Raw genomic sequence first — 18,484 nt, forward strand, 5'->3', positions numbered from 1 at the left:
TTAGCCAATATAAAAATTTTAACTTAATACTAATTATATTTTTCAGGATGACTGACCCATGACCCAATTGACGCAAACGCCTTCTTCTTTGTCTGACACATTATCATTGACCTGTGGTGAGCTATTGGTGCAGTGGCTAGAGTATTATGGTGTAGAGACCGTTTTTGGTATCCCTGGTGTGCACACGGTAGAGCTGTATCGCGGTCTACCTAATACCAATATTCGTCATGTGACACCGCGTCATGAACAAGGCGCTGGGTTTATGGCGGACGGCTACTATCGTGCCTCTGGTAAAATTGGGGTGTGTTTTATTATCACTGGCCCTGGTATGACCAATATCATGACGGCGATGGCACAGGCATTGGCTGATTCGATACCGATGCTAGTGATTTCTAGCGTCAACAAAGTCAAAGACACGGGTAGTGGCGAAGGGCATTTGCATGAATTGCATGATCAGCAAGGCATGGTCAGTAAGGTGGCACTCACGAGTAAGACCATTTGGCAACCTGAGTCGCTACCGAAAGTGATTGCAGAAGCTTTTGCTTTGTTTAACGGTGCACGTCCTGGCCCTGTACATATTCAGCTGCCTATCGACATTATCACCGCTGATGCTAGCCATGTTGCTAAACCGCCTAAGTTAACTGCTATAGCAAATAGCGAAGCTGGTACAAATAATTTGAGCCTACCACAGGTCACAAGACCATTGCCGAATCCTACGCAGTTAGACCTAATCGTAAAGTCATTACAAACCGCAAAAAATCCTGTAATACTTTATGGGGGCGGCTGCGTCGATGTCGATCACGATGCACAGCGATTGGCAGAGCTGATAGATGCGCCAACGTTTTTGACAATTAATGCCAAAGGTTTGCTGCCACCTGGTCATCCATTAAGTTTGGGTAGTAACCAGTCGTTAGACGCAGGCCGAGCCGTGATTACCGAGGCGGATTGGGTATTAGCGATTGGGACTGAGCTTGGGGAGACTGACTATGATGTGTTCTTTAATGGCGAGTTCAAAATCAACGGCACGCTGGTACGTATCGACTGTGATGCCCAGCAATTGCAGCGTCCATTTAGAGCAGATATCGCGGTACTGTCCGACGCACAAATGGCGATTAGTGGTTTATGCAGCCGCCTAGAAAATCAGACATTCGATCATCAAGCACTGTCACGTGTCAATGAGGCAAAGCAGGCCATCTTGAAAGATGTAACGACAGACTTTTCAGGTCAAAATGCCTTACTAAAGCTGATCAGAGATGAAGTGGAAGACGTCATTTTCGTTGGTGATTCAACGCAGCCTGTCTATAGCGGTAACCTTGGTCTTGAAGCCTTGGCGACGCGTAAATGGTTTAACTCATCGACGGGTTTTGGCACATTAGGCTATGGTTTGCCTGCCGCTATCGGAGCCATGATTGGCTCAAACTTGCCTGTCGTCAGCCTGATGGGTGATGGCGGTATTCAATTTACGATTGCTGAGCTCATCTGCGCCGCCGAGCTTGAGCTACCATTGATTGTCTTATTATGGAACAACCAAGGCTACGGTGAGATTCGTCGTTACATGGAAGAGGGTGGTTTACCACTAATTGGCGTCAGTATTAAAACGCCAAATTTTGAGCCATTAGCGGCAGGGTTTGGGGCTGGCTATCGTAGAATCACTGACAAACAGCAACTGCTAGATGCATTAAAGACAGACACGAAAGGTAAACAGCCGATCATTTATGAGATTGATGAGACTGATGATTTTCTAAAAGAAATGGCTGCGACAGTGACTTATTTTAATTAGTGGTGTTTATTTTAATGGTCATGAGCGTAACAGTATTGGTATCAACCGTGCTGACGTAAATATACGAAAGGCTAGGGCATGTCCTCAATTCAAACGAGTGTCCTCTAAATGGGCTAAAAATGGCTAAATTTTGCCAAACATCGTCAAATAGCTGGTCAATATCTCGATATTATCGACGCTATTTTTCTCGTTTAACGGCAATTTATCTCATTTTTATCTCCACTTGTGAAATGAGGACACACCCTAGTCATTCAAGGAAGAACGTCTATCATGCCAAATGCTAAAAAATTGTCAGACGATAGACACGAGCAGATACCGAGTTTATTAACGGATTTAGCAGCGATTGTTGGTACGACCAATGTGCTAACAAAACCTAGCCAACAGCAGTCTTATGTGCAAGGTGCGATTGAGGCTATCACAGACGCTACCGTAGCAGTTGTGATACCGCACTCTCTTGTGGCACTATGGCGCGTCATTAATATCTGTGCAGCCGCTGACGTGATTATTATTGCGCAAGCGGCCAATACAGGTCTGACGGGTGGCTCAACGCCGAATGGAGATTATGATCGACCGCTAATCGTCATTTCTATGCAGTTACTAGCCGGTGTGCATTTACTCAACGATGCAGCAGAGCTGATCGCTTTGCCCGCTGCCACCCTTCAGCAATTAGAGTCTACCCTTACGCCATTGAGTCGTGAGCCGCATTCAGTATTGGGCTCTAGTTGTGTTGGCGCATCGGTGATAGGTGGTATTTGCAACAGCTCAGGCGGCATGTTGGTGCAGCGCGGTCCTGCTTATACTGAGATGGCGTTATTTGCTAGACGCAATGCATCAGGAGCGTTTGAATTAGTCAATCATCTAGGACTGGATTTAGGTACTCAGCCAGAGGAAATGCTAGAGAACCTGCAAGCTGGCACGTTTAATAAGGTCTCGAATAGAACGAGCAACAGTAACGCCTGCACCAACCATCATTATCAACACAAAGTCCGTGATTGTGAGGCAGGGACACCTGCTAGATTTAACAATGATCCCAACGGTCTGTATGAAGCATCTGGTTCAGCTGGCAAGGTCATTGTATTTGCGGTGAGGGTAGCGACCTTTGCCAAGCCTAAAAACGAGCAAACGTTTTATATCTCGACCAACGACGCTGATACCTTGACCACACTCAGAAAAAAATGGTTAAAAAGCGAGTTGAAATTGCCTGTGTCGGCTGAGTATATGCATAAAGACTATAACGACATTACCATGCACTATGGCCGAGACACTTGCTTGAGTATGCGTAAGCTCCCTGCCAGCAAGATAGGGATGCTGTATCGTCTACAAGCAAATATTGGCTACTATCTGGATAAATGGCATCTCCCAAAGACGCTGCCAGATCGGATACTGCAACTATCATCTAGGTTTATGCCAACGTCATTACCAGCCACTTTGACTACGCAGGCACTCTCATATAACTACCATTTGATTATTAAAGTCGCAGATGGTTTTGATAGCGACTTTGATAATGGCATTAATAAAAGCTTTGATAAAGGTATTAATAAAGATTCCAATAAAAACGACGGCAACAATATCGCTGCTGCGCAGGCATTTTTGCAAAACCATATGCAGCAGTATCAAGGTGCGTTGCATATATGTACAGAGCTTGAATCGCAAGCATTATTGGTATTTCGCAGTGCCGCGACCGCTGCCATGTCTCGTTATCACAATTTAAATCAAGATAAGTTTGGTGAGCTGCTATCGACGGATATTGCCTTACCTAGAAATGCCGTAGATTGGGATGAAGCGTTACCTAATTACTTAAAAAGACAAGTCAGCAAAACCTTTTATTTGGGGCATTTTTTTTGCCATGTCATGCACCAAGACTATTTATTGAAACCAATGACCAATGCCAAGCAATTCAAGGATGAGCTGCTGGCATTTTATGACCAACGTCATATTGAGTATCCTGCTGAGCACAATGTGGGGCACGTATACCCTGCAAAAACGGAACTACATTATTTTTATAAAAAACTGGACCCAACCAATTCGCTCAACCCAGGTATTGGTCAGACAGAAAAATGGAAAAACTGGCAATCATCGCCCATTAAGGAGAAATTAAATGACGAGTTACATGGATAAGTCGCAGCAGCCGATTTTAGGGAATAATACGGTCGATCCGGAAACGCCAAAAGCAGGACAGTGGCGTGCGGCAATGTGGAAGTTTTTGTTATTTTCAGCGTTAGGTATTGCGTTATTTATCATACCGTTCGAGTGGGATGGTAAAGTCACGATTTTACTGGGTGTATTGACCGATACGCTACAAACCGCATTAGGTGGTTTTGTGACCTATATCACGATGGCGCTCGTGACGATATCTTTTTTTGGTGCGCTGGCAGTCAAAGCGTTAAAGCCAAATCTGAATGAAGGTTCGCTTGCTAAAAAACTCTTTGATGTTGAGTGGTTTTGGCTTGCTATCCGGTTTTTAGGAATGGCATTTGTTTGGATGATTTTTCTACAAGTTGGCCCTGAGTTTATTACCAATCGCAATACGGGCGGTGTCATTTTTGAAGATTTGATTCCTGTTTTGATTCCGTTGTTCTTCTTTGCCATTTTATCGCTACCATTTTTGACTGATTTCGGTTTGATGGAGTTTTTGGGTACTTTAGCCAGTAAAGTATTTATCAAGCTTTTTAAACTGCCTGGTCGTTCTGCTGTCGATGCAATGTCTTCTTGGTTTGGCGCAGCGTCTATCGGCCTGCTAGTCACTATGCAAGAGTATGACAAAAGCTTCTACAGCCAGCGCGAAGCCGCCATTATCGCGACCACATTTTCAGTCACTTCTATCGCCTTTACCTATGTGGTTGCCAAAACCATCGGCGTAGACAATAACTTTGTCTTCTTTTATCTGACCATTGCGCTAACTGGTTTTATCGCTGCGATTATCATGCCACGTATACCGCCATTGTCTCTCAAGCCTGATACGTATCATTCTGGCAAAAGCATGCTAGATGAAGGCATTCCTGCTGAATATACAACGTACCAGTGGGCGGTCAATCGTGCCGTCACTCGCGCGCATTCTATGCCTAGCTTAGGTAAAGTGTTCAAACGCAGTGTACATAATCTGTTTGATATCTATTTGGGATTGATTCCAGTAACGTTCGCTATCGGTACGATTGGTCTTGGTTTAGCAGAGTACACGCCTGTCTTTAATTGGATTGCGACACCGTTAGTGCCAGTACTTGAATGGTTACAGATTCCAGAAGCGGCCAAAGCTGGCCCGGCCATGATTATGGGCTTTGCAGATATGTACTTGCCAGCATTGGTCGGTAAAAGCATTGAAAGTGAGATGACACGATTCATCGTTGGTGCTGCTTCAATTACTCAGATTATCTACATGTCTGAAGTAGGTGCGCTGATTTTGAAGTCAAATATTAAGCTAAATGTATTAGAGCTATTTTTAATCTTTATACTTCGTACGCTTATCAGCTTGGTAGTGATTACATCAGTGGCGCATCTACTGTATTAGTGGCGTGTCTAGTATTCACAAGGCATCTAGCCTGACGATAATATGAAAATGATCGGTTTTTCTGTAGTCAGTTAAACCGACCATTTAGCCAATTACGTTACGGACGTTACGCACATAAAGACAATTTGATCAAAAATATAAGGCGATTGACCATTATGGAAATGCTGAACTCTACAGACTTAACCAGAGAAACTGCCATACAAACGGCTCAAAACGAAGTTGTATTAAATGCCGCTTATATCAATGGTGACTGGGTTACGATTGAAGCATCTGTGACTGATTCTAATCATTCAAATATCCAAGCATTGTATGATCCAAATTCAGGCGAGGTGATCGCAACGACTCGCTTATGTACCAGTGCTCATGTAGAGCAGGCAGTCGAAGCAGCTGATGAAGCCCTTGCTGGCTGGTCACAGGCTAGTGTAAGTGAGCGTGCCCGCTATTTAAATGCGATTGCAGACTCTATGGAACAGCAATTCGATAAGTTGGTTGGACTGTCTGTATTAAACAACGGTAAGCCAATTGAGGAAGCAAAGATAGACGTCGGTGATGCTATCGCTTGCTATCGTTATTATGCCAATCTCATCACAGAGCAGGCAACGTGGTCTAAGGTCTCAACGCTTGAGTCGGGTATTCGATTGTTAAAAACATACTCGCCAGTAGGTATTTGTGCGCTGATTACCCCTTGGAATTTCCCAATGGTGACGACCTCTTGGAAGTTGGCACCTGCGCTAGCGGCAGGCTGTACCGTGCTATTGAAACCGTCTGAGGTGACACTATTACCAGAGCTTATGCTAGGTAATATCTTATCTGAGATAGGTTTGCCAAAAGGGGTAGTCAATATTTTACCGGGTGCTGCTGAAGTGGGCACTGCTATGACCAGCCATCCGCTGATTGACAAAGTATCGTTTACTGGTAGTAATGTAGTCGGCGAAAAGGTGATGGTTCAAGCAGCAAAAGGCATCAAAGACATTAGCCTAGAGTTGGGTGGTAAGTCTGCTATTGTGGTCTGTGCAGATGCTGATATTGACTACGCTTGTGATTTAATCATTGGCGGTATATTTACCAATGCCGGTCAGATATGCTCGGCCACGTCGCGTTTGGTTGTCCATCAAGATATCGCTGAGCAGCTGTTTGACACATTAAAAGTCAAAACGGAAAGTCTGCAGATTGGTGATGGTTTTGCGACAGAGACGCAAATGGGTCCATTGGTGAGCGAGCAGCAGCTGAACCAAGTTAAGAAATTTTTTGATGTTGCGACAGCTGAAAATCTGGACTGCTTAACCGGTGGTGAGTTATTAGAAGTATCTGGTTATTTTGTAGCGCCAACTGTCTATACAAATGTGCCAGCGACCAGTCAATTATGGATGGAAGAAGTGTTCGGCCCTGTATTAGTCAGTACAACCTTTACTAACGATGCAGAGGCTATTCGCCTAGCCAATGATAGCAAGTTTGCTCTAGCAGCAACCATCGTGAGCGCCGATGAGACTGCTGCGCTTGAGATGGCACTACAAATCAAAGCTGGGCATATCTGGATTAACGAGCAACAAATCGTACTGCCAGAAGCAGGCTGGGGCGGATTTAAGCAAAGCGGTATTGGCCGTGAGTTGGGCGGTGATGGCTTGTCCGCTTATCAGAAGAGCAAACACGTATTACTGACCGATTAATTGGATTTCGATTAGATTGTCACTAGCCACTATAGAGTGGCTATTTCCTAGCTATCAGCATGGCTATTGAATTATTGTAGAGTGATTGTTGATAGCTAGGTCAGCTAGGTCGCGTTCTAACATTACGTTTGTTTACCAGACCGTTTCTTATATTAACTTTACTGTCGCACCCATTCAGGATAAAATTGAGCAATCATTCAAGTTTTATAGCCGTGCCCATTTTTATATGAGGTCACGGCTTTTTAAATGGGGCACATTATGTCACGCACCGCACTTTATAACCGTCATGACGCCTTGGAGCGTGCGCTACAGCTTTTTTGGCAAAAGGGCTTTCATGCCACGTCTCTAAAAGACATAGAGCAAGCGCTCGATATGCGCCCAGGCAGTATCTATGCCGCTTTCGGTAATAAAGAAGGCCTGTTTCAAGAAGCACTAGAATACTATGCACGTCTAGGTTTGACCGAGCTTGAGCGAGTATTGAGCCATCATGAAACGCCTTTACTAGGCCTTGCCGCTTATATACGTCAGCTTGGCGGGATTCGTGACAAAGCATTACCGAGCCGAGCCTGTATGTTGGTCAAGAGCTTACTAGAGCTTGGTGCGCGTGAACAAACAGCGTTAACCAAGGTGGAAATGCTGCTGGCAGGTATGGAGACGCGATTTATAGAATGCTTTAAAGAAGCGCAGAATGTCGGTGAGATGGATAGTCAGCTGGATGCGGTTCGACTTGGTCGCCGCTTACAGGCAGAAGTCATGGGACTGCGTGCCTTTGCACAGCGTGACATAGAGAGCTCGACGGTACACGCCCTTGCTGAAGATATGGCCTTATCTATAGAAGCACTGCGAATAGATGATTCAGTAAATGCTTAGAGGTTCATTGCTGGGTTTCAATATAGTGTATATCTTCAGACGTTTACTTGGTAGATTCGAGCTGCTTGAGGGTATGATACCCACCATGTATACGAGTAAAAATAGTAATAGCGCAGGCAGTAGCAAAGATACCAGCAAGTAGCACAAAATGCTGCGGCCAAATACAGAAAGCAATAAACAGAGCAATGGTCTCAGTGCCTTCGGTGAGGCCGTTGAGATAATAAAAGCTCTTATATTTAAACTGCGGCTTGTCTAATTGAAACTTTTCCGCAGAAATCGCAAACGCCAAAAAGCTCGAACCTGTCCCAATAAATGCTGCTAATAACAACGCGCCTGCAATAGCGTTTTGTGCAGGGTTGGCCAAAATAAACCCTAGTGGCACAGCAGCATAAAACAAAAAATCGAGGGTGATATCTAAGTAGCCGCCTGCGCTTGAGCTTTGCTTTGCGTAGCGTGCCATTGCGCCATCCAGCCCATCAAAGATACGATTCAATATAATCGCTGCTAGCGCGCCATACCATAGCTCAAACGTGAGGAGTGGTAGTGCCAACATACCAACCAAGAATCCAGCTACCGTAAGCTGATCAGCTGTGATGCCGAGCTTATGCAATGTCGCTACTATTGGGGTTAGCAGCGGCTTGATAACGGGCGTAATGAACTTGTCTAACATGCGAGCTGCCTTTTATATTTTGCTTATTTTGCTTGGGTATTTAGCGTTGATATTTGACTCTGATGTCCAAAACTATTGTCCTACATAAATAACTTTGCCATTGGCTGCTTCAGCGTCACTTTGGTCGTGCGTGACCATAATAGCAGGCAACTTATGAGTACGAATCTGATCGAATACCAATTGCCGCGTATCCATCCTCAATTGAGTATCAAGTTTGCTAAAGGGCTCATCAAGTAGTATTGCTTTGGGCTCACTTAGCAGCGTGCGTAGTAGGGCGACACGTGCTTGTTGACCACCTGATAGGTTATCAGGATGACGATCTCCCATCCCTTCTAATCCTACTTGAGCTAAAGACTGCGCTATTTTTTCAACTCGCTGTTTTTTGTTTCCTTTTGGCATGGCAAAAGCAATATTGCCCGCCACTGATAGGTGCGAAAACAGCAGTGCGTCTTGATACAGAACACCAATACGGCGCAAATGGGCAGGCAGGTGAGTCACGTTCTCATCGTTTAACCAGACAGTACCCGTCGCGGTGAAGTCATTCGCTAAAGTACCTGTTAGCCAGTTTAGTAAGCTGGACTTGCCACTACCAGAAGGGCCCATCACGGTTAGGATGTCGCCACCAGCGATGTGCTCATTGATACTCAATAGCTGCTCGTTTTGACGAAACAGCTGTAAGTCTTTTATCTGTAGAGATGATGGCATCAGGAACCCTTTATTTGCGTTTTCTATGACTAATTATTTTAGTATTTTTAGCAGCTAGTTTTTTCATAACGGCTGTTTTCGATAGCTGATACTTTTCACAACTGTTCTTATTCATGAGCAGCTTGCTACCGCGCACCACTTCTAAAGAAGTATTTGGGTAGCACCCAAGCCACTATAAAACCGATGAGCGGTAGCGCCATTTGCATGATGGCATAAACGGCACTGGTACGCCTACTGGCTCCATTTGCCAGTGTCACCGCTTCTGTTGTGATAGTAGCAATACGTCCGCCACCTGCCAATAGGGTTGGCAAATACTGACCAAAGCTGATCGCTAGACCGAGAGCAATGGCAATCAAAATAGGGGCAAATAGCTGCGGCAGCTTTATTTGGAAAAATACCTTGATGGGTGCAGCGCCAAGGCTAGCGGCCACATGAGCGAAACGTGAGTCTAAGCGTCGGTAGCTACTGGCCAATGATAAAAACACGTACGGTAGCACGAATAAAAGATGGGCGAATGCCACGTTAAAAAATTCTGATTGATGATTGGCCAACTGCTGTAACCATACCAAGCCAAATAAAAACGCGATACTTGGCACCAAGAGCGGTAAGTAAATAATAAAACTGGTGAAGTGCGACAGTGGTTTATCACTCAGTTGCTCAGCTTCCAAGCATAGCAACGTCAGAAAAACAGCAAAGGCAGTACTAACGGCACCAATGCTAAGCGTGTTGACCAATGGTGTGCTCATCTGGGTAAAAGCACTTTGAAAGTGTAATAGCACAAATTGCTCTGGTAGCATCGCCGGAAACCGCCAAAATCCTGCAAATGCCCATAACACAAGGCCAGATAGTGACAGTAGCATAAAGCCAATCACGCCTACGGTAAGTATGGCGGTGACTTTTTGCCAAATAGTATCTGCATAATGACGTTTGCCATTGACTGACGAAACATTAAATATTGCCTTGATAATTTTTTCGCCGCCTAGCCAAAAGGCGACTAAACCTGCTGTCAGTACGAGTTGTAATAAGGCGCCTGCTGATGCTTTGATACGTAATGTCAGGTCAACATCGTTGAACCATTGTATGATAGAGACGGCAAGCGTTGGTGGTGTGTTAGGGCCCAGTATCAATGGCATCTCGACACTTGCACTGGCATACGCCAATACGGCCAAAATCGGTAAACGCAGAAAAGGGTATAACAGGGGCAAGACCGCCTTAAAAAAAGCAGTAATTGGGTAATAACCTAAATTGAGCGCAACAGTATATTGTTGAAGCAGTTTTTTACCAAGCTCAGGCTGAGCAAGCGCGCCCAGTGCCATTAATAATAAAAACGGCAGCTCTTTTAAGGTTAAGCCCAAGATGATACTGATACCGTATGGATCATGCGGAAACATACCATCGGGTGCCATCTCCCAACCAGTTAGCCACGGGGAGATGAGCCGTGCAAACATGCCTGACGGCGCAATCAAAAACCCAACGGCAATGGCTGCGGCTGCATGAGGAATGACCAAGATAGGGCTTAGTAAGTGCTCAATACGCTGCAACCAAACACTGTTAAAAAACGCGGCCAATATCATCAGGGCAATGACAAAAGCAAGTAAGGTGCTGATAAGTCCTGTAGCGAGACTTAACGCAGCCATATGCGTGATGCCAGGCGTTTGCCACAGGTCTATAAACCCTTGCAGATTCAAGGTCGTTTTTTCTAGGGCAGGAAGCCAGCTTAGGGCAGGCAACAGTACACAGATGAGGCCACAGAGTACGGGTAATATTAATATGAGAATTAAGAGTTTGGGGCTAAAAGACACGATACGCGTAAACAGGTCTTTTTTCTCAAGCGTAATAGGTCTAGGGCTATCACCTTTTTTCGTGATTTTATCAAAACCTTGGCTCATGGACTCACCCCATAACGTGCTTGCCAGCCTTGCTGGATGGCCTCTACCCAACTTGGATGCGGCTCGCTTACCGTGCGTTTGACACTATCAAAGGGCAGGGCGCTTGGATGGGGCTGCTTGGTTTTGAATAATGCTTGTTGTGCAGGGCTAAGTGTAGATTGAACCAATACGGTTTTGTCACCCCATACCGAAGGGGTTTGTTTTTTTGCTTGGGCTTCTGGACTCATCAAAAAATTGGCTACTAATTGTGCCGCCTGAGGATGGCTAGCGTTATAAGGGATAGCAACAAAATGAGTATTGCTTAAGCTGCCATCACTCATGGCATAGCTGCGAATGCTCTGGGGTAAGTCATAACGCTGTACGGCTGCAGGAACCTCTGGTGCCGAAAAGGTAAACGCGAGACTCAGCTCCGTATCATCGACCAAGCGCCGCATCTGCGCGCCTGTCTGCACGAACTGCTCGCCATTACGCCATAAGGTTGGATGAAAGCCATCCAAAAACGCCCATAGCGGATCTAATACGAGCGCGGTGTTTTCTTCAGTGGCAGGCAAGTTGAGCTGTGCGCTAGTGTTCTTACCCGTTTGAGCGTCTTGTTGCTCATGCAACATGACTAAGACGTATTTTAAGAAACTCATACCCAAAAAATCAGGTGGTTTTGGGTAGCTAAAACGGCCAGGGTTTTGTGCTGTCCAAGTGGTCAGTTCAGTTAGCGTTGTTGGCGGTTTACTGGTCGATAGGCTGTCGTAATAAAACGTCAGAGAGGCTTGTCCCCATGGTGCTTCCATACCGTTGGTCGGCACACCAAAGTCAAAGTTTACGGTTGGATTATTGTCCGGATCAGTCAACGCAAAATTGGGCAGCTTGTTTGCCCATTGCTTGAGTAGTAATGAGCTCTCACTCATGGTGGCAAAGTTAGCACCATTAATCCAGACCAAATCAACACTGCCTTGATCGTCATTATGAGCAGATTTTTCTGCCAGTACACGACTGACTGCTTCGCTGGTATCGCTCAATTTGACATGGACTAAGTTGATATTATATTTATCATCGACTTGATCGGCGACCCATTGTAGATAGGCGTTAATTTGCGGATCACCGCCCCATGCATAAAAGTAAACATCTTGGTTGCTGCCTTGGGCTTCTATCTGCTGCCAAGGTGACAAGTCTTGGTTAATATTGGCAGTAGTTGGCGATGCTGTGCTTGCTGATATACCAATACAAATGCTCATCACCATAGCGTAGGTGCTATATCGCGTAAGACGTTTGAGCATCGGTAAAGCGGTAATAACGCGCATTCAAGTTTCCGTTATGATTTAAATGTTAGTAAAGCTGGTAAAGATTTCATAGTCTGCCATGTCAAACCAAACAGATATCACAAAATCTAAACCAGCTTTATTGGAGTCTTTTAGAACTTTCCTACCAGTCGCGTCATTTAATGACATTAATCAGCAAACTGCTCTTAATTCGCTGCTATTAACTAACCGCGACGCCAAGTATGGTATTTCTCTAACCAGCTTAATACGGTCTCAGGCGCATGAGCACGTTTCCACTCACCAGCGGCGTATTTGTTGCCTTCTGCCCAAGTAGGGTAGCTATGAATGGTGCCCAAAATCTTATTGAGACCCAGACCATGTTTCATGGCCAGTACAAACTCTGCGATTAGGTCGCCTGCATGTTCAGACACCACCGTAACGCCCAGTATTTTGTCTTTACCTTTTGGTGTGATGACTTTGATAAAGCCTTTAGCCGCGCTATCTGTAATGGCGCGATCCAGCTCTTCAAACTCAAAACGAGTAATCTCGTAATCGATGCCTTTATCGATGGCTTCTTGCTCGTTGATACCGACACGAGCGACTTCTGGGTCGATAAACGTAACCCAAGGAATGACGCGATAATCTACTTTAAACTTCTTCAGATTGCCAAATAAGCCATTGACTGCAGCGTACCAACCCTGATGGGCAGCGACATGAGTAAACTGGTATGGACCGACAATATCGCCTGCAGCAAAGATATTGGGATATAACGTCTCGAGATATTCATTGGTCACGATAGTACGATTGGTTTCGATACCTAGCGCCTCTAAACCATAACCTTCAAGGCGTGCGCTACGACCAACGGCACAAAGTAGCTCATCATACTCGATATCGATTTCTGTTTCATTGTGTTTGACGATAATGTATTTTTTGCCATCACGCATCTCGCAGCGCATCGCTTGATGCGAGGTCAAAATATTGACACCGCTTTCAGTGAGCGACTGATGAGCAAAGGTAGACACTTCAAGGTCTTCTTTACCCATAATGCGATCGCTCATCTCAATTTGCGTCACATTAGAACCCAATCGAGCAAAGCTTTGCGCAAGCTCGCTACCGATTGGACCACCGCCTAGTACTACTAGCTTCTTAGGGGCTTCTTCTAGCTCAGAAAACTTCGTCCACAGCGTGTCACTGGTTACATAGCCAGTTTCTTCTATACCTGGCAGCGGTGGTACAAATGGGCGAGCGCCAGTGGCGATAACGATGGTGCGCGCTGTTAGGGTCTGCATGCCGCCGTCATTTAGCTGGATTTCTACTGTCCACGGGTCAACTAATTTAGCATAGCCTTTGACCACATCGACGCCCAGATTGGTATAACGCTCAACACTATCGTGCGGTGCGATATCAGCCACTACTTGCTGTACGCGTGCCATCACTTTTTTGAATGAAAACTGCGGTACGGTGTTCTCTAGACCGTAGTTTTCCCCATGACGAATTTGGTCAGCGATTTTTGCGCTCTTAATGATGGCCTTACTAGGTACACAGCCATAATTGAGACAATCACCGCCCATTTCACCTGCTTCAATCAGTGTGACTTTCGCTTTGACTGCTGCGGCAATGTAGCTTGTAACCAATCCGCCAGCGCCTGCGCCAATCACAATCATATTGCGATCGAACTTTTTAGGTTTGGTGTGGTTTTTATAAACACGGCGTTTTTTAAACATGTTCAACACTCCTTTTGCTATTAATGGGAAGAAACCTAATAACGCAAACGAGACAATTAAGTTGAAAGATAAAATACCCGATAAGCTGTCTATCTGTGCCAGCTGTGTCCCTGCATTGACGAAGACAAACGTCCCAGCCAGCATGCCGATTTGACTGACCCAGTAGTAAGTCCATGTTTTAATAGACGTCACACCCATCAATAGGTTAATCAAAAAGAATGGAAATATGGGTACCAGACGTAAGGTAAATAAATAAAACCCACCTTCTTTTTCGACGCCTGCATCAATAGCTGCCAACCGCTCAGGAAAGCGCTGTTTGATGGTATCACGCAGTAGATAACGCGATGCCAAGAAGGCAATAGTAGCACCAATACTCGATGCAAATGAGGCAACGAGTAAGCCCTGAACCAAACCAAATAGTGCACCAGCGGCTAGCGTTAAAATCGCAGCGCCTGGTAAGGAGAGGGCAGTAACGACGACATATAGTAAGAAAAACCCACCGATAATCAATAGCGGTGACTGCGCTTTGTATTCATTAAATTGCGCCATCGACCCTTTTAAGCCATCAAGCGTCAATAATTGATTTAGGTCAAAGTAAAAAAAGCTTGCCGCTAATATCAATATTAATAGTATTAAAAATATTCTTTTAATCATGAAAAGTCCGGCCAAATAAGGGAGCGAAGGCTAAAATCGTAGTTATTACTCAAACTGTAGAATGCTCATCATCTGAATAACTAAACTTAAGTAACTATATTTAAGTAACGTGGCGATCAAATCGAATTGTCTGAATCGCCTAACTACGATAAAAAATTTAAGTCGGCAGTCTTAATAGTATATAAATTATGTCTTGTTGTCTGATGTTTATACTACTGTAGCAATAAGCACTGCCGCTGACATTTATACTGGAGACGTATTTTTACCCAATGTTAGGGTGTCATAGTCTCTCATTAAGAACAGCACTAGACAGGCTGCCAGCATTGGCCATGCAGCAAAGAACAATAAGTTATCAAAAGGTGTTAGGTAAAGACCAAAAGATGCAAAAGTAGAAGCGGCGTGTAGTAATAAGATAATGCCGTATGTCCACTTTTTGAATAGACCCATGACAAACGAGAAGATAAGAATGATTTGTAAGCTACCAATCAGGTAAACAATAGTGATGCCTAAATTTTCTAAAGCGTAGAATTTAGCAAATACATTGGCGGCATGCTCAGGATTTACGAATTTGTCGAGTGTCCAAAAGAAGAACACGATGAAAATACCAAGGCGAAGAAACAATAGTGAGAGTGGCAAATGTTTTGGCATGAATTATCTCTTTTTGAGAAAAAGTAAAAGTGAATTGGAACAAATTAAGCAAATAAAACGGGCACGATGGCACCGAACTATCAGGTAACAAACATAGGTAAAATATGAACAATATTGAGCAATTACTCAAAAATAAACAAAGTATTACCACAAAATGTACTAAAAACGCATTGTAGTAGTTATTGAATAACTGTTCAAGTTGATTATATCCATATTCTAGCAATTATAGGGTTGGGTTACTTTCTTTAACCAAACCAGCAATGTTAGGTTAAAGAAGCCCGATTTGTGTACGTTTGATTGAGTCTATCGACACATTTAACGTTTATCTTGCGCTATAAAGATTTGCATAACCCGTATAAACGCAAAAAGCCCTTTATAGAACGTAAATCCTATAAAGGGCTTTTGAGGGGATGCTTATAACACTATAGTAAAGCCAACAGCAGTAAAATAATGCCTTACCACATCAAGTCATCTGGAATCACATAAGCGGCATACGGATCGTCTTCTGCCAATGCTTCTTCAGCAGTGTCGTTGGACACAACCATAAAGCCTTCCATTTTTGAATCGATACGGTCAGCTAATGGGCGAGGCAGTAGCGCGTAGCTTTCTTCCAAGCGTGCGATAACCACGTGACCAGCCACTATTTGATCGTACAGTTTCTGAGTGATAGCGATTTTCTTTACTTTGGATTCATCGACAAACTGATAGCTAACCTCACCTGCTGTCTCAGTAATTTGATGCTGCTTAATCATTTGGAAAATATTGGCCTTTAATGCTTTCACTTCCAATATGCGTTGTTTCTCTTGATTAAGCTTTTGATCCTTTTCTAGCTTTTGAGCTTGCGCCTCTGCCAGCGCTTTCTTGGCTTCGACGCTTTCTGAGTCACCAGTACGCTTGGCATGTTGCGTTTGCTTGCTGATCTTCTTGGCCTTTTTGCTATCAACCAAGCCAGCCTTTAATAATTGAGCCTGTAGGGCATTTTTTGCCATAATCCAATCACCTAAATAACGATACCGAAATCATAAATGCTAAAAAATACATTGTAGCAAACTTTGCTAGCGCATGTGGTCAGACGATGATAAGACTTTATATATAGCTAGATATCAGTCTGCGGTGAGCCATGCACGATGCTGTCAGTAACAAATTGCAATTATTGCAAAAGGGTCGCACACATCGCTGGATGAAGCTGTGTAAATTGGTTATTATCAAATGAAGGGGTAAATTTACTTAATAAGATAATTTTTGAAAGGGTAACTATTATAAGGTAAATGAAACATACCTCAGTCAGAATACATAAGCCAAAGAGAATGAATCAGAGTACATAAGCCAAAGAGCATAGCTTGGTCAGAACTAACAAGCTGTATAGGATTAAATAATTAAATTTAAGGACAGATTATGACAACATCACAGCACATTTTGGCCTGTATTGACGGCTCGGCAGTGACTGAATCGGTTTGTGACTATGCAGCGTGGTATGCCAGTAAACTAAACGTACCTGTTGGGTTGTTGCATGTCAGTGACATACCAGCATCGACCAGACGGGATTTATCAGGTGCTATAGGCATAAATAGTCGTCAGTTTTTATTAGAAGAGCTGTCCCAACTAGATGAACAAAGAGCAAAAGTCGTCAACAGCTATAGCAATGCGTTGGTACAAGATGCAAAAAGCCATATTCAAAGCAGTTTCGCTGATGTCAATGTTCGCGTTTATCAACGTCATGGCAAGTTGCTTCCTAGCATTGAGCATTTCAAAGAAGAAAATCGTGCGATTGTGATGGGACGCCGCGGAGAGGATCATAAGAACAGTCGGATTAATATTGGTAGTCAGATTGAGACGGTCGCTCGTGGGTCAGATATTCCTATATTGATTTGCTCAGAAAAATTTGAAGAGCCAAGCTCCTATATGATTGCCTTTGATGGTAGTAAGACCTCTATTAAAGCGGCACGAATGGTGTCAAAAAGTCCACTATTAAAAGGTTTAAAAGGTCACATCGTGATGGTGGGCAATCATAACGACGCCGCCAAACAAAGTATGAGCGCCGCCGCTGCACAGTTAGAAGATGCAGGGTTTGTCGTTGAAGCACATCACTTATATGCTTCTGATGCGGTGGATGGATTGTTAAAGTTTCAGGTAGAGAACAATGTCGACATTATGGTGGTGGGTGCGTACGGACATTCGAAATGGCAGCAACTGTTTCTCGGAAGTACAACGACAGAAATTATCGCTAGCACGTTATCGCCGGTCATTCTAGTGCGGTAATAACGTCATATATTTGTGTTTATCGTCTAGGGCGTGTCCTCAGTTTTATATTGTGGGTACGCCCTAATTGTTTAATATCTTTGGAATATTTTATGCTAATTAATGCAGATTTTTCACAACGTGCTTCACTGGCCCCCGAAGCACATCAATGGATTAAGTCACCACAAAATGGTGTGGAGCGTGTCATGCTTGATCGTGTGGGCGCAGAGAAGGCTCGCGCTACCAGTCTTGTACGTTATGCGCCAAACTCTTACTTTCCGCATCATATGCATCCAGGCGGCGAAGAGATTTTAGTATTATCAGGCACTTTTTCTGCAGATGACACTCATTACCCAGCAGGTTGGTATTTACGTAATCCACCGTCTTCAGGTCATCGGCCTTATAGTGATGAAGGTGCTGTTATTTTCGTTAAATTGAGGCAAATGTCGTCTGACGAAACGCAGCACGTGGCTATCGACACTTATAATGATGCTAATTGGCAGCAACAAGGCAACCGTACTGTCTGCCCGCTTTTTTCCGATGGGGTGGAGCGCGTTAGTCTACAGCGTATCGATGCAGGCGAGTTGCTATTCACTGAGACAGTTCATGGCGGTGCAGAAATATTAGTTGTAGCAGGTGAGCTAATAGAGGGTGGACAGGTATATCAGCAGGATAGTTGGATACGCCTACCGATAGATGCAAATGTACAAATAAAGGCAGGGGTGGAGGATGCAACCATATACTTAAAAACTGGCCATCTTAACCATGTCATCGGTTTAGACATTGAAGAAACTTAAATAGCACTTATTAATTGTATAGACAAAATATAAAAATAATTTGGTACTTCTAATTCTTAATCATGACGTACCAAATTATCACTT

General features: G+C 44.1%; 14 protein-coding genes. 7 read left to right on the forward strand and 7 right to left on the reverse strand.

Features of this window, described 5'->3' with window-relative positions; genetic code table 11:
• Positions 1-58 precede the first annotated feature (58 nt).
• The 5 genes from JMX96_RS04535 (at position 59) to JMX96_RS04555 (ending at position 7,822) form a co-directional block, all read left to right on the forward strand.
• Positions 59-1,780, forward strand: coding sequence for a 5-guanidino-2-oxopentanoate decarboxylase (locus JMX96_RS04535; RefSeq protein ID WP_201567611.1), 1,722 nt, complete (start codon positions 59-61; stop codon positions 1,778-1,780).
• Between the two features lie 270 nt (positions 1,781-2,050).
• A complete protein-coding gene (gene dld, locus JMX96_RS04540; protein WP_201567613.1) occupies positions 2,051-3,898 on the forward strand; it encodes a D-lactate dehydrogenase in 1,848 nt (615 codons plus the stop codon).
• On the forward strand, positions 3,879-5,285 hold the full coding sequence (locus JMX96_RS04545; RefSeq protein ID WP_201567615.1) for a YjiH family protein: 1,407 nt from the start codon (positions 3,879-3,881) through the stop codon (positions 5,283-5,285). The genes dld and JMX96_RS04545 overlap by 20 nt, the downstream gene beginning before the upstream one ends.
• A gap of 155 nt (positions 5,286-5,440) precedes the next feature.
• Positions 5,441-6,952 (forward strand): aldehyde dehydrogenase family protein, encoded by a 1,512-nt coding sequence (locus tag JMX96_RS04550; RefSeq protein WP_227676917.1) that lies wholly within the window; start codon positions 5,441-5,443, stop codon positions 6,950-6,952.
• 258 nt (positions 6,953-7,210) lie between these two features.
• Positions 7,211-7,822 carry a TetR/AcrR family transcriptional regulator gene (locus tag JMX96_RS04555; RefSeq protein ID WP_201567616.1) on the forward strand — a complete coding sequence of 204 codons (612 nt, stop codon included), beginning with the start codon at positions 7,211-7,213 and terminating at the stop codon, positions 7,820-7,822.
• 43 nt (positions 7,823-7,865) lie between these two features.
• On the opposite strand, the gene JMX96_RS04560 is transcribed toward JMX96_RS04555, so the two are convergent.
• The 7 genes from JMX96_RS04560 to JMX96_RS04590 form a co-directional block, all read right to left on the reverse strand.
• Positions 7,866-8,492 carry a CDP-alcohol phosphatidyltransferase family protein gene (locus JMX96_RS04560; protein ID WP_201567618.1) on the reverse strand — a complete coding sequence of 209 codons (627 nt, stop codon included), beginning with the start codon at positions 8,490-8,492 and terminating at the stop codon, positions 7,866-7,868.
• A gap of 72 nt (positions 8,493-8,564) precedes the next feature.
• Entirely contained in the window at positions 8,565-9,197 is a 633-nt protein-coding gene (locus JMX96_RS04565) for an ATP-binding cassette domain-containing protein (RefSeq protein WP_201567620.1), read from the reverse strand.
• A 125-nt stretch (positions 9,198-9,322) separates the two neighbouring features.
• Positions 9,323-11,086: an ABC transporter permease gene (locus JMX96_RS04570; protein ID WP_201567621.1), complete on the reverse strand. Its 1,764-nt coding sequence runs from the start codon at positions 11,084-11,086 to the stop codon at positions 9,323-9,325.
• Positions 11,083-12,381 (reverse strand): ABC transporter substrate-binding protein, encoded by a 1,299-nt coding sequence (locus tag JMX96_RS04575; protein ID WP_201567622.1) that lies wholly within the window; start codon positions 12,379-12,381, stop codon positions 11,083-11,085. Before JMX96_RS04575 ends, JMX96_RS04570 begins: the two co-directional genes overlap by 4 nt.
• A gap of 182 nt (positions 12,382-12,563) precedes the next feature.
• Positions 12,564-14,612: an FAD-dependent oxidoreductase gene (locus tag JMX96_RS04580; RefSeq protein WP_265088977.1), complete on the reverse strand. Its 2,049-nt coding sequence runs from the start codon at positions 14,610-14,612 to the stop codon at positions 12,564-12,566.
• A gap of 348 nt (positions 14,613-14,960) precedes the next feature.
• A complete protein-coding gene (locus JMX96_RS04585; RefSeq protein ID WP_201567624.1) occupies positions 14,961-15,365 on the reverse strand; it encodes a hypothetical protein in 405 nt (134 codons plus the stop codon).
• 455 nt (positions 15,366-15,820) lie between these two features.
• Positions 15,821-16,354 (reverse strand): DUF2058 domain-containing protein, encoded by a 534-nt coding sequence (locus JMX96_RS04590; RefSeq protein ID WP_201567625.1) that lies wholly within the window; start codon positions 16,352-16,354, stop codon positions 15,821-15,823.
• Between the two features lie 406 nt (positions 16,355-16,760).
• On the opposite strand from JMX96_RS04590, the gene JMX96_RS04595 reads away from it, so the two are divergent.
• Both JMX96_RS04595 and JMX96_RS04600 read left to right on the forward strand, forming a co-directional pair.
• Positions 16,761-17,624 carry a universal stress protein gene (locus JMX96_RS04595; protein ID WP_201567626.1) on the forward strand — a complete coding sequence of 288 codons (864 nt, stop codon included), beginning with the start codon at positions 16,761-16,763 and terminating at the stop codon, positions 17,622-17,624.
• Positions 17,625-17,716: 92 nt separating this feature from the next.
• Complete coding sequence (locus JMX96_RS04600) at positions 17,717-18,400, forward strand: cupin domain-containing protein (RefSeq protein ID WP_201567627.1); 684 nt, start codon at positions 17,717-17,719, stop codon at positions 18,398-18,400.
• Positions 18,401-18,484 lie beyond the last annotated feature (84 nt).

This window comes from Psychrobacter sp. JCM 18900, assembly GCF_904846625.1.
Lineage (GTDB): Bacteria > Pseudomonadota > Gammaproteobacteria > Pseudomonadales > Moraxellaceae > Psychrobacter.